The following is a 16922-nucleotide window of genomic DNA, read 5'->3' as shown; positions in this document are numbered from 1 at the left end:
GACCCCTCGGGCCCCCGCCCCCCCCCAAAATGACCCCCCCCCCCCCCCCCCGGGGCCCTACCCCCCGGGCGGGCAGGGGTGGTCGGCTGCCGGCCGTCAATCGTCGTCGGGGTCGTCGAGGCGGGCGAGCCAGGTGGCGAAGCGCTCGATCGGCGTCTCGAACTCGGGGTTCAGGTCCACGAAGTCGCGCAGGCGCTCGCCCAGCCACTCCATGCTCACCTGCTCCTCGCCCCGCCGCTCGACCAGTTCCTCGATGCCACGGTCGGTGAAGTACATCGGTGCGTCCTCATCGGTTGTTCCGGCCGGCGGCCGGGTCATACGGTCAGTCGATGCGAGCGGGGCAGCGCCCGTCGTGGTGACGGTCGCTGCCCCGGCGCGCGGCGGTGCGGTCAGGTCACGGGCGGGGCAGGGCCGCCTCGATCAGCTTGTTCTGCTCGACCTCGTGCATCTTCGCCGAGCCGACCGCCGGTGCGGCGGCGGCGGGGCGGGAGATGCGACGCAGCCGGACCTCGTTGAGGTGCTCCAGCAGGTTGAGCGCGACGAAGCTCCACGCGCCCTGGTTGGCCGGCTCCTCCTGCACCCAGGCGAAGTCCTCGGCGTTCGGATACTGCGCGAGGGCGGCCCGGATCTCCTCGACGGGCAGCGGGTAGAGCTGCTCCATCCGGAGGATCGCGGTGTCGGTGACGCCCCGCTCGGCGCGGGCCTGGAACAGGTCGTAGTAGACCTTGCCCGAGCAGAGCAGCACCCGCTTCACCTGCTCCGGGGCGGGGGCGGCGGTGTCGGCCAGCACCGGGGCAAAGGTGCCCGTGGTGAAGTCCTCCACCGACGACACACAGAGCTTGTGCCGCAGCAGCGACTTCGGCGTGAACACCACCAGCGGCTTGCGCTTCGGCGACAGGGCCTGGCGGCGCAGCAGGTGGAAGTAGCTCGCCGGGGTGGTCGGGACGGCCACCCGCATGTTGTCCTCGGCGCAGAGCTGGAGGAAGCGCTCCGGGCGGCCGGAGGTGTGGTCCGGGCCCTGGCCCTCGTGGCCGTGCGGCAGCAGCAGGGTGACGGCGGAGCGCTGGCCCCACTTCACCTCGCCGGAGGAGATGAACTCGTCGATCACCGACTGCGCGCCGTTGACGAAGTCGCCGAACTGGGCCTCCCAGCAGACCAGCGCGTTGACGTTCTCCACCGAGTAGCCGTACTCGAAGCCCATCGCCGCGTATTCCGACAACAGGGAATCGTGCACGAAGAACCGCGACCGCTCGCCGTCGGCGGTGAGCGACTTCAGCGGCAGGTGGTCGTCGCCGGTGCGGGCGTCCACCACCGAGGCGTGCCGCTGCACGAAGGTGCCCCGGCGGGAGTCCTGCCCGGCGAGCCGGACGGTGACCCCGTCGTGCAGCAGCGCGCCGAGCGCGATGATCTCGCCGTAGCCCCAGTCGATGTTGCCCTCGACGGACATCTTCGCCCGCCGGTCGAGCAGCTGCTGGATCCGCTTGTGCGGGGTGAAGCCCTCCGGCAGGTTGGTGTGCGCCTCGCCGACGGCCTTGACGACCTCGGCCGTGGTGGCGGTCTCCACCTGCGGCTCCGGCTCGTCCTCCCGGCGCGGCCGGGCCGACTGCTTCGGGGCGGAGGCGGCGTCCCGGGTGGCCTTGAAGACCCGCTCCAGCTGCGCCTGGTAGTCGCGCAGCAGCTCCTCCGCGTCCTCCACGGTGATGTCGCCCCGGCCGATCAGCTCCTCGGTGTACAGCTTGCGGACCGACCGCTTCGAGTCGATGATCTTGTACATCTGTGGGTTGGACATCGACGGGTCGTCGCCCTCGTTGTGCCCGCGCCGGCGGTAGCAGACCATGTCGATCACGACGTCCTTGTTGAACGCCTGCCGGTATTCGAACGCCAGCCGGGCGACCCGGACCACGGCCTCGGGGTCGTCGCCGTTGACGTGCAGGATCGGGGCCTCGATCATCCGGGCCACGTCGGTGCTGTAGAGGCTGGACCGGGAGTGCTGCGGGGCGGTGGTGAAGCCGACCTGGTTGTTGACCACCACGTGCACCGTGCCGCCGGTGCGGTAGCCGCGCAGCTGCGACAGGTTGAGCGTCTCGGCGACCACGCCCTGGCCGGCGAAGGCGGCGTCACCGTGCACCGCCAGCGGCAGCACCGTGTAGCCCTCCAGCTTGAGGTCGATCCGGTCCTGCTTGGCCCGGACGATGCCCTCCAGCACCGGGTCGACGGCCTCCAGGTGCGACGGGTTCGCCACCACCGACACCTTGACGGAGTGCTCGCCGTCGGGGGTGGTGAACTTGCCGTTCTGGCCGAGGTGGTATTTCACGTCGCCCGAGCCCTGCGTGGAGCGCGGGTCGAGGTGCCCCTCGAACTCCGAGAAGATCTTCTCGTACGGCTTGCCGACGATGTTGGCCAGCACGTTGAGCCGGCCCCGGTGGGCCATGCCGATGACGACCTCGTCGAGCCCCGCCTCGGCGGAGGACTCCAGCACCTCGCCGAGCAGCGGGATCAGCGACTCGCCGCCCTCCAGCGAGAAGCGCTTCTGGCCGACGTACTTGGTCTGGAGGAACGTTTCGAACGCCTCGGCGGCGTTGAGCCGGTTGAGCACGTGCTTCTGCTCGTCGGAGCCGGGCTTTTCGTACTTGCGCTCGATCCGCTCCTGGATCCAGCGCCGCTCCTCCGGGTCCTGGATGTGCATGTACTCCACGCCGACCCGGCGGCAGTATGAGTCGCGCAGCACGCCGAGGATGTCGCGCAGCTTCATCCGCTGCCGGCCGGCGAAGCCGTTGACCGGGAAGACCCGGTCCAGGTCCCAGAGGGTCAGCCCGTGCTGGAGGACGTCCAGGTCGGGGTGCTTGCGGATCTTGAATTCCAGCGGGTCGGTGTCGGCCATCAGATGGCCGCGCACCCGGTACGCGTGGATCAGCTCGTGCACCCGCGCGGTCTTGTTGATCTGGCCCTCGGAGTTGACGGCCACGTCCTGCATCCACCGCACCGGCTCGTACGGGATGCGCAGCGAGGTGAAGATCCGGTCGTAGAAGCCGTGCTCGCCGAGCATCAGCTCGTGCATGACCTTGAGGAACTCGCCGGACTGCGCGCCCTGGATGATCCGGTGGTCGTACGTGCTGGTCAGCGTGATGATCTTGCTGACGGCCAGCTCGGCGAGGGTGGCCTCGCTCATCCCCTGGTACGGCGCCGGGTATTCCATCGCGCCGACGCCGATGATGGCGCTCTGCCCCGTCATCAGGCGCGGGATCGAGTGCACCGTGCCGATGCCGCCCGGATTGGTCAGCGAGATCGTGGTGCCCGAGTAGTCCTCCATGGTCAGCTCGTTGCGCCGGGCGCGTCGGACCACGTCCTCGTACGCCTGCCAGAACTGCCGGAAGTCCATCGTCTCGCAGCCCTTGATGGACGGCACCACCAGGTTGCGGCTGCCGTCGGGCTTGGCCAGGTCGATCGCGATGCCCAGGTTGACGTGCTCGGGGCGGACCACCGCCGGCCTGCCGTCGACCTCGGCGAAGGAGTTGTTCATCTCCGGGTGCTCGACCAGCGCCCGGACCATCGCGTACCCGATCAGGTGGGTGAAGCTGACCTTCCCACCGCGCCCCCGGGCGAGGTGGTTGTTGATCACGATGCGGTTGTCCACCAGCAGCTTGGCCGGGACGGCGCGTACGCTCGTCGCGGTCGGCACGCTCAGCGAGGCGTCCATGTTCTGGACGATCTTCGCGGCGACGCCGCGCAGCGGGGTGGTCTGCGGGCCGGACGCCGCCGGCTTCGCCGGTGCGGCCTTCGCGGTGGGCTTCGCGGGCGCCGGCTTCGTGGTGGGCTGCGCCCCGGACGCGGCCGGCTTCGGCGCGGGGGGCCTGGCGTCGGGCGCCTTCGCGGGGGTCGGCTCGGCCTTCGTCGCCGGCTGGGCGACGGTGGCCTCCTGCTGCCCGGCCGGCTCCGGCGCGGCCTTGGCGGCCTTCGCCGCCTGGCCGTCCGGGCGCGCTGTGGCGGCGCCCGGCGCGGGGCGGTAGTCGGCGAAGAAGTCGTGCCAGGCCGAATCGACGCTGCTCGGGTCGGCGAGGTACCGCTGGTACATCTCCTCGACGAGCCACTCGTTAGGGCCGAAACCCGCCAGTGGGTTCTCCTGCGAAGTCTGCTGGGTCGACACGGCCGGTAATCGCCTCTTTCACGCGGGTTTGTGTGTCACGCGGTGTCCTCCGACGCCCCGATTGCGAGGGGCGGACGGGGGACGGCTCCCAGGCTACGCCGTAGGAATACGCTAGGCATTTCCGGCTCGGGCGCGTGGTCGGTTTCACAGAAGATGACACAAGTTCGGTCAGCGCCGCGTGTCCCGTTGACTCCGGCCCGGAACCGGACCGGCCCCGGGCGCGATCCGTGATCACGCTCCGGGGCCGGTCGCCGACTCGACGCACGCGGGTCAGGAGATGTCCCGCCGCCGCATGGTGAGGGTGCCGATCACGCCGGTCACCACGGCGTACCCGATCAGCACGGCCGCGCCCGCCCAGCGGGGCGGGTTGCCGGGGATCGCGTCCCCGCTGACCATCAGCGCGGAGGCCAGCGAGGGCACCAGCACCTGAAGGTTGTTGATCCACTCGCCCCAGCGGGCGGCCAGGATGCTGATCGCGATGGCCGCCCCGATCGAGCCGCCCAGGTAGAGCAGGATGCCGGTGACCGTCGCGCCGATCTGGCTGCGGATCAGCACGCCGATGCCGACGCCCAGCACCGACCAGAGCAGGTACGCCAGCGCGTTGAGCGCCGTCGCCGTCCAGACCGCGCCGTTGCCGAGCTGGGAGCCGAGGTCCACGCTGTTGAGCACCAGCACGCCGAGTACCAGGTTGAGCCCGGTGGTGACCAGCCAGAACAGCATCGCGAGCACGGCCGCGGCGACCAGCTTCGCCGCCATCACCGCGCTGCGATGCGGCACGGTGAGGAACGTGGTGGTCACGGTCTGGTGGAAGAACTCGCTGGTCACCACGATGATGCCGAGCAGCATCACGATGAGCAGCCCGAAGAACTGCCCGTTGGTGTAGATGTTGGCCGCCAGGTTGTCCACGGACTGCATGGCCGCCATCTGGTCGGCCTGCTCGGCCGGCACGTCCTCGGCGGGCATGCTGGCCAGTGCGTCGGTCTGCAACCAGTTGATCAGGGCGGTGAGCGCCCACAGTGGCAGCGCGATGAGCGCGAAGACCCACCACGTGTTGGTGGTGCGGATCTTGAGCAGCTCGGATCGGACGAGGTTCATCGGATGCCCGCCTTCCCGGCCGTCAGCTCCAGGAAGACCCGTTCCAGGTCGGGTCGCTCCGGGGTCAGTTCGTGCAGCTCCACGCCGGCGGCCAGGGCGGCCTTGCCGATGGCCGGGGCGTCCGCCCCGCTGACCAGCAGCACGCCGTGCTCGCCGGTCTCCACCGTCGCCGACTGCGCGCGCAGCGCCGCGGTCAGCTCGTCGGCCTGCGGGGTGCGCACCCGCACCCGGCCGCCGCCCTGCGACATCGAGCCGAGCACCTGCTCGACCGGCCCCTGCCGGACCAGTTTGCCGGCCGCGATGATCACCACGTCGTCGGCGAGCAGCTGCATCTCCGACAGCAGGTGGCTGGAGACCAGCACCGTGCGGCCCTCGTGGGCCAGGCCCTTGAGGAAGCCGCGCATCCACCGGATGCCCTCGGGGTCGAGCCCGTTCGCCGGCTCGTCGAGGATCAGCACCCGGGGGTCGCCGAGCATCGCGGCGGCGATGCCGAGGCGCTGCTTCATGCCCAGCGAGTAGCCCTTGAACTTGCGCTTCGCCGCTGGCGTGAGCCCGACCAGGGCCAGCGCCTCGTCGGCGCGCGACTTCGGCAGCCCGGCCGCCGCGCAGATCACCCGCAGGTGGTTGATCCCGGTGCGGCCCTTGTGCGCGCTGGACGCCTCCAGCACCGCCCCGACGTGACGCAGCGGGTCGGTCAGGTCCGCGTACCGGTGGCCGCCGATGGTCGCCGTGCCGCCGGTCGGGGTGACCAGGTTCAGCAGCATGCGCAGCGTGGTGGTCTTGCCGGCGCCGTTCGGGCCGAGGAAGCCGGTGACCCGCCCCGGTTCGACCGTGAACGACAGACTGTCGACCGCCCGGACGTTCTTGTACTGCTTCGTCAGGCCGGACACCACGATCTGACCGCTGCCGGTTGTGGGGCTTCGCTGCCCGTCAGACATCTTTCTCCTCCCGTGCGCGGCGCGCGGAGCGCGCCAGCGTGTGCGGCGCAGTTGCGGACGCGCCGTCGCACAGCCTGGCAAGGCCGCGCAACCAGGTCAATCAGGCGCGACACCTACACCCGTCTCCACCTCAGGCAGGAGCCGGTCCTCCCCAGGGACGAGATCGTCCCGGCCGGTCCCGCCCCCGACCCGCCGGTCACGCCCCCGACAGGGCGATCCAGGCGGCCAGGGCCCGGCCCAGCAGCCGGCCGTCCGGGGCGTAGAGGCTCGTCCGGACCACCGCCTTGCGCCCCCACACGCCGTCGGCCACGCCGGTCACCACGCACTCGTCGCCCGGGGCCGGCAGCCCGTCCAGCACGGCGGCGATCCGGCCCAGCACGTACGGCCGGCCCGGGGCGAGCACCGCCCAGCCACCGGGGCAGTCCAGGGCGGCCCAGACCGTGGCGGCGCTCACCTCGGCCGGGGCGGTGAACGGCGCGGCCGTCCGCCCGTCCGGCAGCCGGCCGGGGAAGATCCGCAGCCCGTCGGCCCGGTCTGGCCCGCAGACGAAGCAGCCGGGGAACGGGTGGTCCGCCAGCCCCGGGTACGCCGCCGAGGCGGCCCGCGCCGCGTCGACGTCCACCGGGGGCACCACCTCCGGGGCCTCGTCGACGCCGCGTACCTGGGCGATCAGCCGGCCGTCCGGGTCGCGTACCTCGCCGCCGTCGAGGGCCAGCGGGGTCTCCAGCGGCGGCGGCTGCCGCAGCGTCACCTCCACGGCACCGGGGAGCCCGGACGCGGCGGCGAAGACGCCGGCGCACCAACCGCCGTTGCCCGACCCGGGCGGCCCGTTGAATCTCGCGGGGATGATCACGCGCACCTCCTCCGCGCAGCCTCGCACGCCCGCTTTGGTGCAAGGAAGGGCCCCTTGTCAACGCCTGCGGTATAGAAGGGCCACCTTCTCACGCGGCCCGTGGGACAGTCTGCCCGGTGGCGTTCACCGGATCGACACCGGTCGTCCCCGCTCGCGGCATCCGGGACACCTACACAGAGCTCATGGCTGTTCTGCCCGTCGCTGGCGTTCCCCTGACGACCAGCGGATACACCGTGTCGATCGCCGACGACCCCCGCCAGGTCGCGGCCGCGCAGCGCTTGCGCCACGAGGTCTTCGCCACCGAGCTCGGGGCCACCCTGCGCCCCGGTCCGGCCGGCCTGGACGCCGACGACCTCGACCACTACTGCGACCACCTGATCGTTCGCGAGGAGCGCACCGGCGCGGTGGTCGGGACGTACCGGCTGTTGCCGCCCGGACGGACCCCCCGCCGGTACGCGGAGGCCGAGTTCGACCTCACCGCGCTCGACCCGCTCCGGGACGTCCTGGTGGAGGCCGGTCGGTCCTGCGTCCACCCGGCCCACCGCTCCGGCGCGGTGATCAACCTGATGTGGACCGGTATCACCCGCTACCTGCACCTGCGCGGGTCGCGCTGGCTGGGCGGCTGCGCCTCCGTCCCGGTCGACGACGGCGGGCTGCTCGCCGCCGGCGTCTGGGACCACGTCCGGGCCCGGCACCTGGCCCCGCCGCCGCTGCGGGTCCGGCCGCTGCGGCCCTGGCTGGCCGAACCGCGGGCCGCCGGGCCGCACGCGGCCGAGCAGCAGGTCACCGTCCCCCACGCGGCCGACCCCGGCGATTCGCGCCCGGCCGGCCGGGTCGCGCTGCCGCCGCTGCTGCGCGGGTACCTGCGGCTGGGTGCCTGGGTGGCCGGCGAGCCGGCGTACGACCCGGACTTCCGGGTCGCCGACTTCTACGTGATCTTCTCGCTGGACCGGATGAGCCCTCGCTACCTGCGCCACTTCCTCGGCGACGGGGGCGAACGGTGACCGCCCGCCATGACCTCTGGCGACCGGTCTCCGGCTGCGACGCGGGCTGCCTGCCCGGCCCGGGGGAGACCCCCACCGTGCCGGTCGCCCGCCGGCTCGGGCGGCTGGTCGCCGTACTCGTGATGCTGGTGGCCGGCGCGGTGCTGGCCGTGCTGGTGCCGGTGCTGCCGGTGCGGGAGCGGCGGGCCGCCCTGCGCGGCTGGGCCCGGGGCACGGCCCGGGCGTTCGGCGTGCGGCTGGTGGTCCGGGGCCGGCTGCCCCGGCGGCCGGCGCTCGTGGTCGCCAACCACGCCTCGTGGTTGGACGTGCTCGCGCTGCTGGCCGTGGCCCCGGCCCGGCTCCTGGCCAAGCGGGAGGTGCGCCGCTGGCCGCTGGTCGGGCCGCTGTCCGTCGCGGGGGGCACCCTCTTCGTGGACCGCGCGCACCCCCGAGCGCTGCCCGCCACCGTGCGCCGGGTCACCGCCGCGCTGCGGGCCGGTCACCCGGTCGCGGTCTTTCCCGAGGGTACGACGTGGTGCGGCGCGGCACTGGGCTGCCGACCGGGCGGCGGCTTCCGCCCTGCGGTGTTCCAGGCGGCGGTCGACGCGGGCGCGCCGGTCGTCCCGGTCCGGATCGGCTACCACCTCACCGCTGCCGCTGCGCCAACCCCCGGCCTTTCCCCTGCTCCTGCCGGCGGGTCGACGACCGTCGGCGCCTTCCTCGGCGCGGAGACCCTGGGGCGGTCGGTCTGGCGGGTCCTCGCGGCCCGGGGGCTGACGGTGACGGTGACGGCCACCGCCGCGCTGCACCCGGGGCGGGACGCGGACCGGCGGCGGCTCGCCCGGATCGCCGAGTCGGCGGTTCACCTCGTACCGCCGCAGGCCGCCAACCCGGTCGCGCCGCCCGCGATCGCTGTCCCGGTGGTGCCGCTGCCGGCCGTCGCCCCGGTCGTGCCGCTCCCGGCCGCCCGGACGCCGGAGGCAACGGCCGCCCGGCCGCCGGGGGAGGACGCCGCCGCCCGGGGGGTCGGTCTGGCGGCCTGACGCCTCCCCCCGACACGCGACAGTCTGTTCAGTCGCGATGTATCGCGTTATCCTTCCGGGGGAGCGCGCCGGTGGGGCGCGCGTCCCGGCGGGGAGGATGTCATGCCCGGTTGGCCCGTCGACAGTCCGCGACAGCTCACCCTCGGCGAGCCGGTCACGGCGAGGTCCAGCAGCATCGCGCTGCTCTCCCGCCCGGTCGACGACGACACCGAGGAGCTGCCGTGACCGCCGTGTTCAGCCACGGGCGGCTGCGGCTCTACCTGCTCAAGCTCCTCGACGACGGCCCGAAGCACGGGTACGAGCTGATCCGCCTGCTGGAGGACCGCTTCCTCGGCCTCTACGCGCCGAGCGCCGGCACGATCTACCCACGGCTCCAGCGGCTGGAGGTCGAGGGGCGGGTGACCCACACCGCCGCCGGTGGCCGCAAGGTCTACGAGATCACCGAGGCGGGCCGGGCCGAGCTGCGCCAGCGGGCCGGCGAGCTGGCCACCCTGGAGTCCGACATCAGCGCCTCGGTGGCGGACCTGTCCACCCTGGCCGGCGAGATCCGTTCCGAGGTACGCGGCTCGGTGCGGGACCTCAAGCGGGAGGTGCGCGAGGCGACCCGGCGGACGCAGCAGTCCCGGCGTACCCGCTGGGAGGCCGCGCCGCCGCCGGGCCCGGCGCTGCCGGCCGCCCCCACCGGCTCCTCGCCGCTGCTGGCCGAGCTCGACGACCGGTTGGCCGCGTTCGCCGGCGAGATCGGCGCGTTGGTGCGCGCCGGCCGGCTCGACGACGTGCAGCTCCGCGCGGCGATCCGGGTCCTCGACGGCACCCTGGACGGGCTGCGCCGGCTGCTCCGCTAGGCAGGCGACCGGCCGCTCCGAGTTCTCAGGGAGTTTTCAGCAACCGCCCAGCGCCGACGCAGCGAAGTCACGGATGATGGTCGGCATGGCCGCTACCCAGACCGAGGCGCGACTGCTCGTCGTCGAGGACGATCCCAACATCCTCGAACTGCTCTCCGCGAGCCTCCGTTTCGCCGGCTTCGACGTGGCCACCGCGACCAGCGGGAGCGCCGCGTTGCACGCCGCCAAGGACCACCGCCCCGACCTGGTGGTCCTCGACGTGATGCTCCCCGACCTCGACGGCTTCGAGGTCATCCGGATGCTCCGCGAGGGTGGCACCCGTACCCCGGTGGTCTTCCTGACGGCCCGGGACGCCACCGACGACAAGATCCGCGGGCTGACCCTGGGCGGCGACGACTACGTCACCAAGCCGTTCAGCCTGGAGGAGCTCACGGCCCGCATCCGCGCCGTGCTGCGCCGCACGGCCAGCGGCGACCAGACGCCCTCCCGGCTCACCTTCGCCGACCTGGAGCTGGACGAGGAGACCCACGAGGTGCACCGGGCCGGTCAGCGCGTGCAGCTCTCGCCGACCGAGTTCAAGCTGCTGCGCTACCTGATGCTCAACGCCAACCGGGTGCTGTCCAAGGCGCAGATCCTCGACCACGTGTGGAACTACGACTTCCGGGGCGACGACAACATCGTCGAGTCCTACATCTCCTACCTGCGGCGCAAGGTCGACAACACCCAGCCCCGGCTGATCCACACCCTGCGCGGCGTGGGGTACGTGCTGCGCAAGCCGGCGGCGTGAACGCCGTCGCGCTGGCGAAGGGGCGACTGCGGAGCGTACCGCTGCGGGTGAAGCTGGTCGCGGCGGTGCTGACGCTGGTCGCCGTCGCCCTCCTGGTGATCAGCTCGCTGACCACCTATTTCCTGCGCAACTACCTGGTCGCCCAGGTCGACGGCGAGCTGCGGGCCTCCGTGGAGGGCATCGAGTCCGCCCTGCTCACCGCGCAGGCCGGGCAGCAGGTCACGCAACCGCTCGTGCCCACCGACTACCTGCTGGTGGCCACCGACCGGCGGACGGGGGCGGTGACGGTCACCCAGTACGATCCGCGGCTCGACCTCGCCGACCTGCCGGTCTGGCCGTCCGACGCGGAGGGCTTCGCGGCCCGGGTCGGTGAGCTCAAGTCGGTCCCGGCGCGCAACAGCCGGGTGCGCTGGCGGATCATCTACGCCGAGCTGCCGAACGGGCAGATGGTGGCCATCGCGCAGAACCTCACCGACGTCGACCTGGCGGTCAAGCGGTTGGTCTGGATAGACCTCCTGGTCGGCGGGGCGGTGCTGATCCTGCTCGCGTCCATCGGCGCGGCGATCGTGCGGACCAGCCTCAAGCCGCTGGTGGAGATAGAGCGCACCGCCGCCGCCATCGCCGGCGGCGACCTGACCCGGCGGGTGCCCGACCCGGAGGAGGGCCAGCCCTGCCCCACCTCGGAGCTGGGGCGGCTGTCGCGGGCGCTGAACACCATGCTGGCCCAGATCGAGGCCGCCTTCACCGCCCGTGCCGCCTCGGAGATCGCCGCCCGGTCGGCCGAGGTCGGCGCGCGCGACGCGGCCGCCGCCGCGTTGGCGTCCGAGGCACGGGCCCGACGCTCGGAGGAGCGGATGCGGCAGTTCGTCGCGGACGCCTCGCACGAGCTGCGTACCCCGCTGACCACCATCCGGGGCTTCGCCGAGCTGTACCGGCAGGGCGCGGCCCGGGCCCCGGAGGAGACCGCCGGCCTGCTGCGCCGGATCGAGGACGAGGCCGCCCGGATGGGGCTGCTGGTGGAGGACCTGCTGCTGCTCGCCCGGCTGGACCGGGAGCGGCCCCTCGCGCTCGCCCCGGTGGAACTGCCGCTGCTGGCCGGCGACGCCGTGCAGGCGGCCCGGGTGGTGGCCCCGGACCGACGGATCGAGCTGGAGATCGAGCCGGGCTCCGGGCCGCTGGTGGTGCTCGGCGACGACGCCCGGCTGCGGCAGGTGATCGGCAACCTGATGACGAACGCGCTCACCCACACCCCGCCGGACGCCTCGGTGACCCTGCGGCTGCGCACCGAGCCGGGGAACCTGGCGGTGGTGGAGGTGGCCGACACCGGCCCGGGGCTCTCCCCGGAGCAGGCCGAGCGGGTGTTCGAGCGCTTCTACCGGGCCGACGCCGCCCGTACCCGCCGGGCCGGCGGGGTGACCAGCACGGGGCTGGGACTGGCCATCGTGGCGGCGCTGGTCGCCGCGCACCACGGCGCCGTCGAGGTCGGCGAGACGCCGGGCGGGGGAGCGACTTTCCGGGTCCGGGTGCCCCTGCTCCCGGACACCGGGGACGACCCGGGGGAGTGACTTTCAGGGAACTTCCAGGCGGGTTCCAGGCTGGTCGCAGTGGCAGGGGAGAAGGTGGATACATGACCGAGTACGAGACCGACCCGCAGCGGCGACCGGTGCCCTCCGACGCCGAGCCGTCGCACCCCACCGCCGAGCTGTCCCGCGTCGAGACCGGGCTGTCCGACTCCCCGGCCGCCGAGCCCGCCCCGCCCGCCGCTCACCCCACCCACACCCCCGACGCGCCGGCCGCCCCGGTCTCCGGCCCGGACGCCCCGGCCGCCGGCCCGCAGCCGTATGCCGGGCCCGCCACCCCGTCCGCGCCGCCGTATGCCGGGCCCGCCGCCCCGTCCGCGCCGCCGTACCCGGTGTCGGGGCAGCCGCAGCCGGCCGGGCCGTACCCGAACAGCCCCTGGCAGCCTGGGCAGCACGCCGGGCAGCAGCCTGGGCAGCACGCCGGCTGGGCCGCGGGGGGTCAGCACGGTCCGGCGGCACCCGGGTACGCCCCGCACGCCGGCGGTCCCGCGTACCCGGGTGGCCCGGTGCCGCCGCAGCACCCCGGCCAGCCGGTGCCGGCGTGGGCACAGGCCCCGAAGCCGAGCCGCGTCGCCAAGCTGGCCGGTGCCGGGATCGCGGTGTTTGCGCTGATGCTCGGCTCCGGCGTGGCCGGCGGCGCGCTCGCGCTCGCCGTCGACGGCAACTCCGGCGGGATCACCCGCACCTACTCCGCCGCGCCGGTGCTCAACAGCGCCGATCTGCCGAAGATCGCCGCCTCCGTCCAGGACAGCGTGGTCTCGATCACCGCCGGCAGCAGCGAGGGCTCCGGGGTCATCCTCACCGAGGACGGCTACGTGCTGACCAACAACCACGTGGTCGCCTCCGCCACCGGCAAGACCGTCAAGGTGGTCTTCGCCGACGGCAAGTCCGTCGATGCGGAGATCGTCGGCACCGACCCGAAGACCGACCTGGCCGTGGTGAAGGCCGGCGGGGTCAGCGGGCTGAAGGCCGCCACGTTCGGCGACAGCGACGCGATGCAGGTCGGCGACCAGGTGCTCGCCCTGGGCAGCCCGCTGGGCCTGCAGGGCTCGGTCACCTCGGGCATCGTCAGCGCCCGGGACCGCACCATCCAGGCCGGCGAGAGCCAGCAGCAGGACCCGCGCCAGGGGGTCACCTCGATCTCCGGGCTGCTCCAGACCGATGCCCCGATCAACCCGGGCAACTCCGGCGGCGCGCTGGTCAACACCCGGGGCGAGGTGATCGGCATCAACACCGCCATCGCCACCTCCGGGCAGAGCACCGGCAACATCGGCGTCGGGTTCGCCATCCCGAGCAACAAGGCCAAGGACGTGGCCGGCAAGCTCCAGCGCGGCGAGAAGGTCAGCCATCCCGCGCTCGGGGTGGGCGTGAACCCGGCCGAGAACGGCGGCGCGCTGGTCACGTCCGTCACCCCCGGCAGCGCCGCCGAGAAGGCCGGCATTCAGCAGGGCGACGTGATCACCAAGTTCGGCGACACCGTGATCAACGAATCCGACGACCTGGTGGGCGCCGTCCAGGCCCGCAAGGTGGGCGACCGGGTCGAGGTGCAGTACCAGCGGAACGGATCGGCGGCGACGGCAACCGTGACGCTCGCCGAGACGTCATAACCGACAGCAGACCTACCTCCTCGGCGAAGGGCGGTGGGTGGCGGAGCCAAGGGGGTTGGCTTCGTCACCCGCCGCCCTTCCCCCCTTTCCCGGCGGCCCCGGTGCAGGTGCCGCCGGCCACGCGTGGGCCCTCACCCGATCCGGGTGAACCGCGCTCACCCCGTGCCAGGACCGCTTTTTCGTTTGCCCGGGCGGGGCCGGGGCCGGGGCGGGACCGTTTTCGTTTGGCCCGGGCGGGGCCGGGAAAGCGCCGCCGATCACGCGCACTGGGACCAACGGGGAGGACTCGTGGCCGTGAACCACCTGCCGGTCGACCGTTCGGAGGAGCGGCCGCTGAGGATCGCCATGGTGGTCCCGCCGTGGCTGTCCGTGCCGCCGCCCGGCTACGGCGGCCTGGAACAGGTCGTCGCCGGGCTGGTGGACGCGCTGATCGAGCGGGGGCACGCGGTGACCGTCTTCGGGGCGGGCCGGCGGCACGGCACCCGGGCCGGCTACGTCGCCACCTGCGAGGACCTCCAGTACGACCGGCTCGGCGAGTCGCTGCCCGAGCTGGCCCACCTGGCCCACGTCAACCACCTCGTCTCGCCGGCCGACTTCGACGTCGTGCACGACCACACCACGATCGGTCCGCTGGTCGCCGGCCGCCGGGCGGTGCCCACGGTGGCCACCGTGCACGGCAACCCGGTCGGCGAGTACGGCACCGTGCTCAGCGACACCGACCAGGGGGTCGGCCTGGTCGCCATCTCGCACACCCAGCGGCGGCTGAACCCGGGGCTGCCGTGGGTCGGCACCGTGCACAACGCGCTCGACGTCACCGACGTACCGCACAAGACCGCACCGGGGCGCGGTCCGGTGCTCTGGCTGGCCCGATTCAGCCCCGACAAGGGCCCCGACGTGGCGATCGGGGCCTGCCGGGCGGCGGGCCTGCCGCTGGTCCTCGCCGGCAAGTGCAACGAGCCCGCCGAGCGCCGCTACTACGAGCAGGTGGTGGAGCCGATGCTCGACGAGGACGTGACCGTGGTGTTCAACGCCGACCGGGATTCCGCGCTGCGGATGCTCGTCGACGCCCGCTGCCTGATCATGCCGATCCAGTGGGAGGAGCCGTTCGGGATGGTCATCCTGGAGGCGATGGCGACGGGCACGCCGGTGGTGGCGCTGCGCCGGGGGGCCGTGCCGGAGCTGGTCCGCCCCGGCACGACCGGGCTCGTCTGCGACCACCCCGGCGAGCTGCCCGCCGCGCTGCGGCAGGCCGAGCGGCTGAACCCGGCCGACTGCGTGGCGCACGTCGCGGAGAACTTCTCCACCGCCCGGACGGCGCAGGGCTACGAGGCGGTCTACCGCGACTTCCTGCACGGGCTCGCGCCCGCCCCGCCGAGCCGGCCGATCCCGGTGCCGGCCCGCTGACCCACGCGCCGCGGCTGGGGACGGTCACATCCGGGCCGCCCCGAGCCGCTGGAACGCGGCGTCGAGCTGGCGGGCGTACGCGGGGGTGATGCTGCCCTCGCGCTGCCGCTCGGCGACCTTGTCGCGGGCCCGTTGCACCGCGGCGGCCAGGCCGCTCTGGTCGTTCGCCTCCACGGCGTGGCCGAGCAGGTTGCGCATGTCGGTGCCGACGTCGATGCGGATCCCGCCGTCGGCCACCCCCGCGTCGATGAGCTGCCCGATCTCGTTGGCCACCTCGGTCACACTGCCGCCCGACGGGGCGGGCGGCGTGGTCGTCGGCGCGGCCGAGAGGGTAGGCCGGGGCCGGGCGGGTGCCCGGGTGGTGGCCGGCGGCGTGCTCGGCGACCGGGTCGGTGCGGTCCCCAACGTCTCCCTGGCCGGCGACTCGGTCGGCAGGGCCCGGGGCAGCGGGGCCGGCTCCTCGTCGCGCCCGGGCCACAGCAGCGCCACCGCGGCCACCACCGCGGCTCCCGCCGCCACGGGCACCGCCCAGCGGCGCCGGGACGGGCCCTGCGGCCCGGCCCCGGTGGGTGCCGGGGACGACGCCGCGCCAGGCGTGCTACCGGGCGGCGGGGCCGAGGCCACGCCGGGTGCGGCCCCGGGCGGGGGAGGCGGTGCCGGGGCGGGCGAACCGGCCGGAACCGGCGTCGGCCCGGGCGGGGCGACGATGGACGGCAGGGTCACGGTCGGGGCGAGCATGGTGGCGGCCTGCGGGTCGGCCGGCAGGAGCTGGTCGCGCAGCGCGAGGGCCACCTGGTGCGCGGTGGGCCTGTCCCGTGGCTCCCGGGACAGGCAGCGCAGGCAGATGCGGGCCACCTCGGACGGCAGGCCGGGCACCCGCAACGCCGGGGGCTCGTCGCCGCTCTCCAGCGCCGCGCCCAGCTGCTCCCAGGTGTCCGCCGGGAACGGCACCCGCCCGGTCAGCGTCTCGTAGAGCAGCACACCGAGCGAGTAGATGTCGGTGGCCGGCTGCGCCGGTGCCCCGTCCAGCCGTTCCGGCGCGACGTACGCGGGCGTGCCGAAGGTGCCGCCGTCCTCGTCCTCGTCCGGAGCGCCGACGTGGGTGGCGATGCCGAAGTCCAGCACCTTCGCCCCGACCGGGGTCATCATCACGTTGGCCGGGGTGATGTCCCGGTGCACGATGCCGAGCCGGTGCGCGGCGGCGAGCGCCTCCGCCACCTGGGCGCCGATCTCCACCGCCTCCGGCCAGGGCAGCGGACCCTCGGTCAGCCGGTATTCCAATTCCTCCCCGGCGAGCAGCTCCATCACCACGAACGAGGTGATGCTGCCGTCCGGGGCGAGCGTCTCGCCGTAGTCGTGCACCGACGTCACGTGCGGGTGGACGAGCTGCGCGGCGGAGCGGGCCTCCTCGCGGACCATGTCGCGGAACCGGGCGTCCGCCGCGAGCGAGGGCGCGAGCACCTTCACGGCGACCGTACGGTCGAGGACCTCGTCGCGGGCCCGCCAGATGACCGACATGCCACCGGCGCCGATCTGGTCGATGAGTCGGTACCTGCGGGCCAGCAGCCTGCCGGCGTGCAGTGTTGCCATGACGGATCGCACCTGCCTGAGGTCGGGGCGGTATCAGGTTGCGCGAATGTGTC

14 protein-coding genes are annotated in these 16922 nt (G+C 73.6%); 8 read left to right on the top strand and 6 right to left on the bottom strand.

Annotated features, from left to right (window positions below):
• Window positions 1-96: 96 nt before the first annotated feature.
• From ACFT41_RS11910 to ACFT41_RS11890, 5 genes are all read right to left on the bottom strand, one after another.
• On the bottom strand, window positions 97-276 hold the full coding sequence (locus ACFT41_RS11910) for a DUF6104 family protein (protein WP_377587781.1): 180 nt from the start codon (window positions 274-276) through the stop codon (window positions 97-99).
• Window positions 277-394: 118 nt separating this feature from the next.
• Entirely contained in the window at window positions 395-4144 is a 3750-nt protein-coding gene (locus ACFT41_RS11905) for a multifunctional oxoglutarate decarboxylase/oxoglutarate dehydrogenase thiamine pyrophosphate-binding subunit/dihydrolipoyllysine-residue succinyltransferase subunit (protein WP_377587656.1), read from the bottom strand.
• 270 nt (window positions 4145-4414) lie between these two features.
• On the bottom strand, window positions 4415-5239 hold the full coding sequence (locus tag ACFT41_RS11900) for an ABC transporter permease (protein ID WP_377587655.1): 825 nt from the start codon (window positions 5237-5239) through the stop codon (window positions 4415-4417).
• Window positions 5236-6177, bottom strand: coding sequence for an ATP-binding cassette domain-containing protein (locus ACFT41_RS11895; protein WP_377587654.1), 942 nt, complete (start codon window positions 6175-6177; stop codon window positions 5236-5238). Before ACFT41_RS11895 ends, ACFT41_RS11900 begins: the two co-directional genes overlap by 4 nt.
• A 196-nt stretch (window positions 6178-6373) precedes the next feature.
• Window positions 6374-7030, bottom strand: a complete 657-nt coding sequence (locus ACFT41_RS11890) for a hypothetical protein (protein ID WP_377587653.1) — start codon at window positions 7028-7030, stop codon at window positions 6374-6376.
• Between the two features lie 182 nt (window positions 7031-7212).
• Between ACFT41_RS11890 and ACFT41_RS11885 the strand changes: the two genes are divergently transcribed.
• The 8 genes from ACFT41_RS11885 (at window position 7213) to ACFT41_RS11850 (ending at window position 15279) form a co-directional block, all read left to right on the top strand.
• Window positions 7213-8034: a GNAT family N-acetyltransferase gene (locus ACFT41_RS11885; protein WP_377587652.1), complete on the top strand. Its 822-nt coding sequence runs from the start codon at window positions 7213-7215 to the stop codon at window positions 8032-8034.
• Window positions 8031-9056 (top strand): 1-acyl-sn-glycerol-3-phosphate acyltransferase, encoded by a 1026-nt coding sequence (locus ACFT41_RS11880; protein ID WP_377587651.1) that lies wholly within the window; start codon window positions 8031-8033, stop codon window positions 9054-9056. The genes ACFT41_RS11885 and ACFT41_RS11880 overlap by 4 nt, the downstream gene beginning before the upstream one ends.
• A 102-nt stretch (window positions 9057-9158) precedes the next feature.
• On the top strand, window positions 9159-9281 hold the full coding sequence (locus ACFT41_RS11875) for a hypothetical protein (RefSeq protein WP_377587650.1): 123 nt from the start codon (window positions 9159-9161) through the stop codon (window positions 9279-9281).
• Complete coding sequence (locus ACFT41_RS11870) at window positions 9278-9901, top strand: PadR family transcriptional regulator (protein WP_377587649.1); 624 nt, start codon at window positions 9278-9280, stop codon at window positions 9899-9901. The genes ACFT41_RS11875 and ACFT41_RS11870 overlap by 4 nt, the downstream gene beginning before the upstream one ends.
• Before the next feature lie 85 nt (window positions 9902-9986).
• Complete coding sequence (locus tag ACFT41_RS11865) at window positions 9987-10688, top strand: response regulator transcription factor (RefSeq protein ID WP_043966583.1); 702 nt, start codon at window positions 9987-9989, stop codon at window positions 10686-10688.
• Window positions 10685-12253, top strand: coding sequence for a sensor histidine kinase (locus tag ACFT41_RS11860; RefSeq protein ID WP_377587648.1), 1569 nt, complete (start codon window positions 10685-10687; stop codon window positions 12251-12253). Before ACFT41_RS11865 ends, ACFT41_RS11860 begins: the two co-directional genes overlap by 4 nt.
• Before the next feature lie 62 nt (window positions 12254-12315).
• Window positions 12316-13875 (top strand): trypsin-like peptidase domain-containing protein, encoded by a 1560-nt coding sequence (locus ACFT41_RS11855; RefSeq protein ID WP_377587647.1) that lies wholly within the window; start codon window positions 12316-12318, stop codon window positions 13873-13875.
• Window positions 13876-14220: 345 nt separating this feature from the next.
• Window positions 14221-15279, top strand: a complete 1059-nt coding sequence (locus ACFT41_RS11850) for a glycosyltransferase family 4 protein (protein WP_377587658.1) — start codon at window positions 14221-14223, stop codon at window positions 15277-15279.
• Window positions 15280-15303: 24 nt separating this feature from the next.
• Here the strand turns inward: ACFT41_RS11850 and ACFT41_RS11845 are convergent, their stop codons facing one another.
• Window positions 15304-16869, bottom strand: coding sequence for a protein kinase (locus ACFT41_RS11845; protein ID WP_377587646.1), 1566 nt, complete (start codon window positions 16867-16869; stop codon window positions 15304-15306).
• Between the last annotated feature and the right edge of the window lie 53 nt (window positions 16870-16922).

Source organism: Micromonospora sp. NPDC057141 (assembly GCF_042670805.1).
Lineage (GTDB): Bacteria > Actinomycetota > Actinomycetes > Mycobacteriales > Micromonosporaceae > Micromonospora.
The sequence above is the reverse complement of the archived record's forward strand: the minus strand, read 5'-3'. Positions and strand labels throughout refer to the sequence as shown.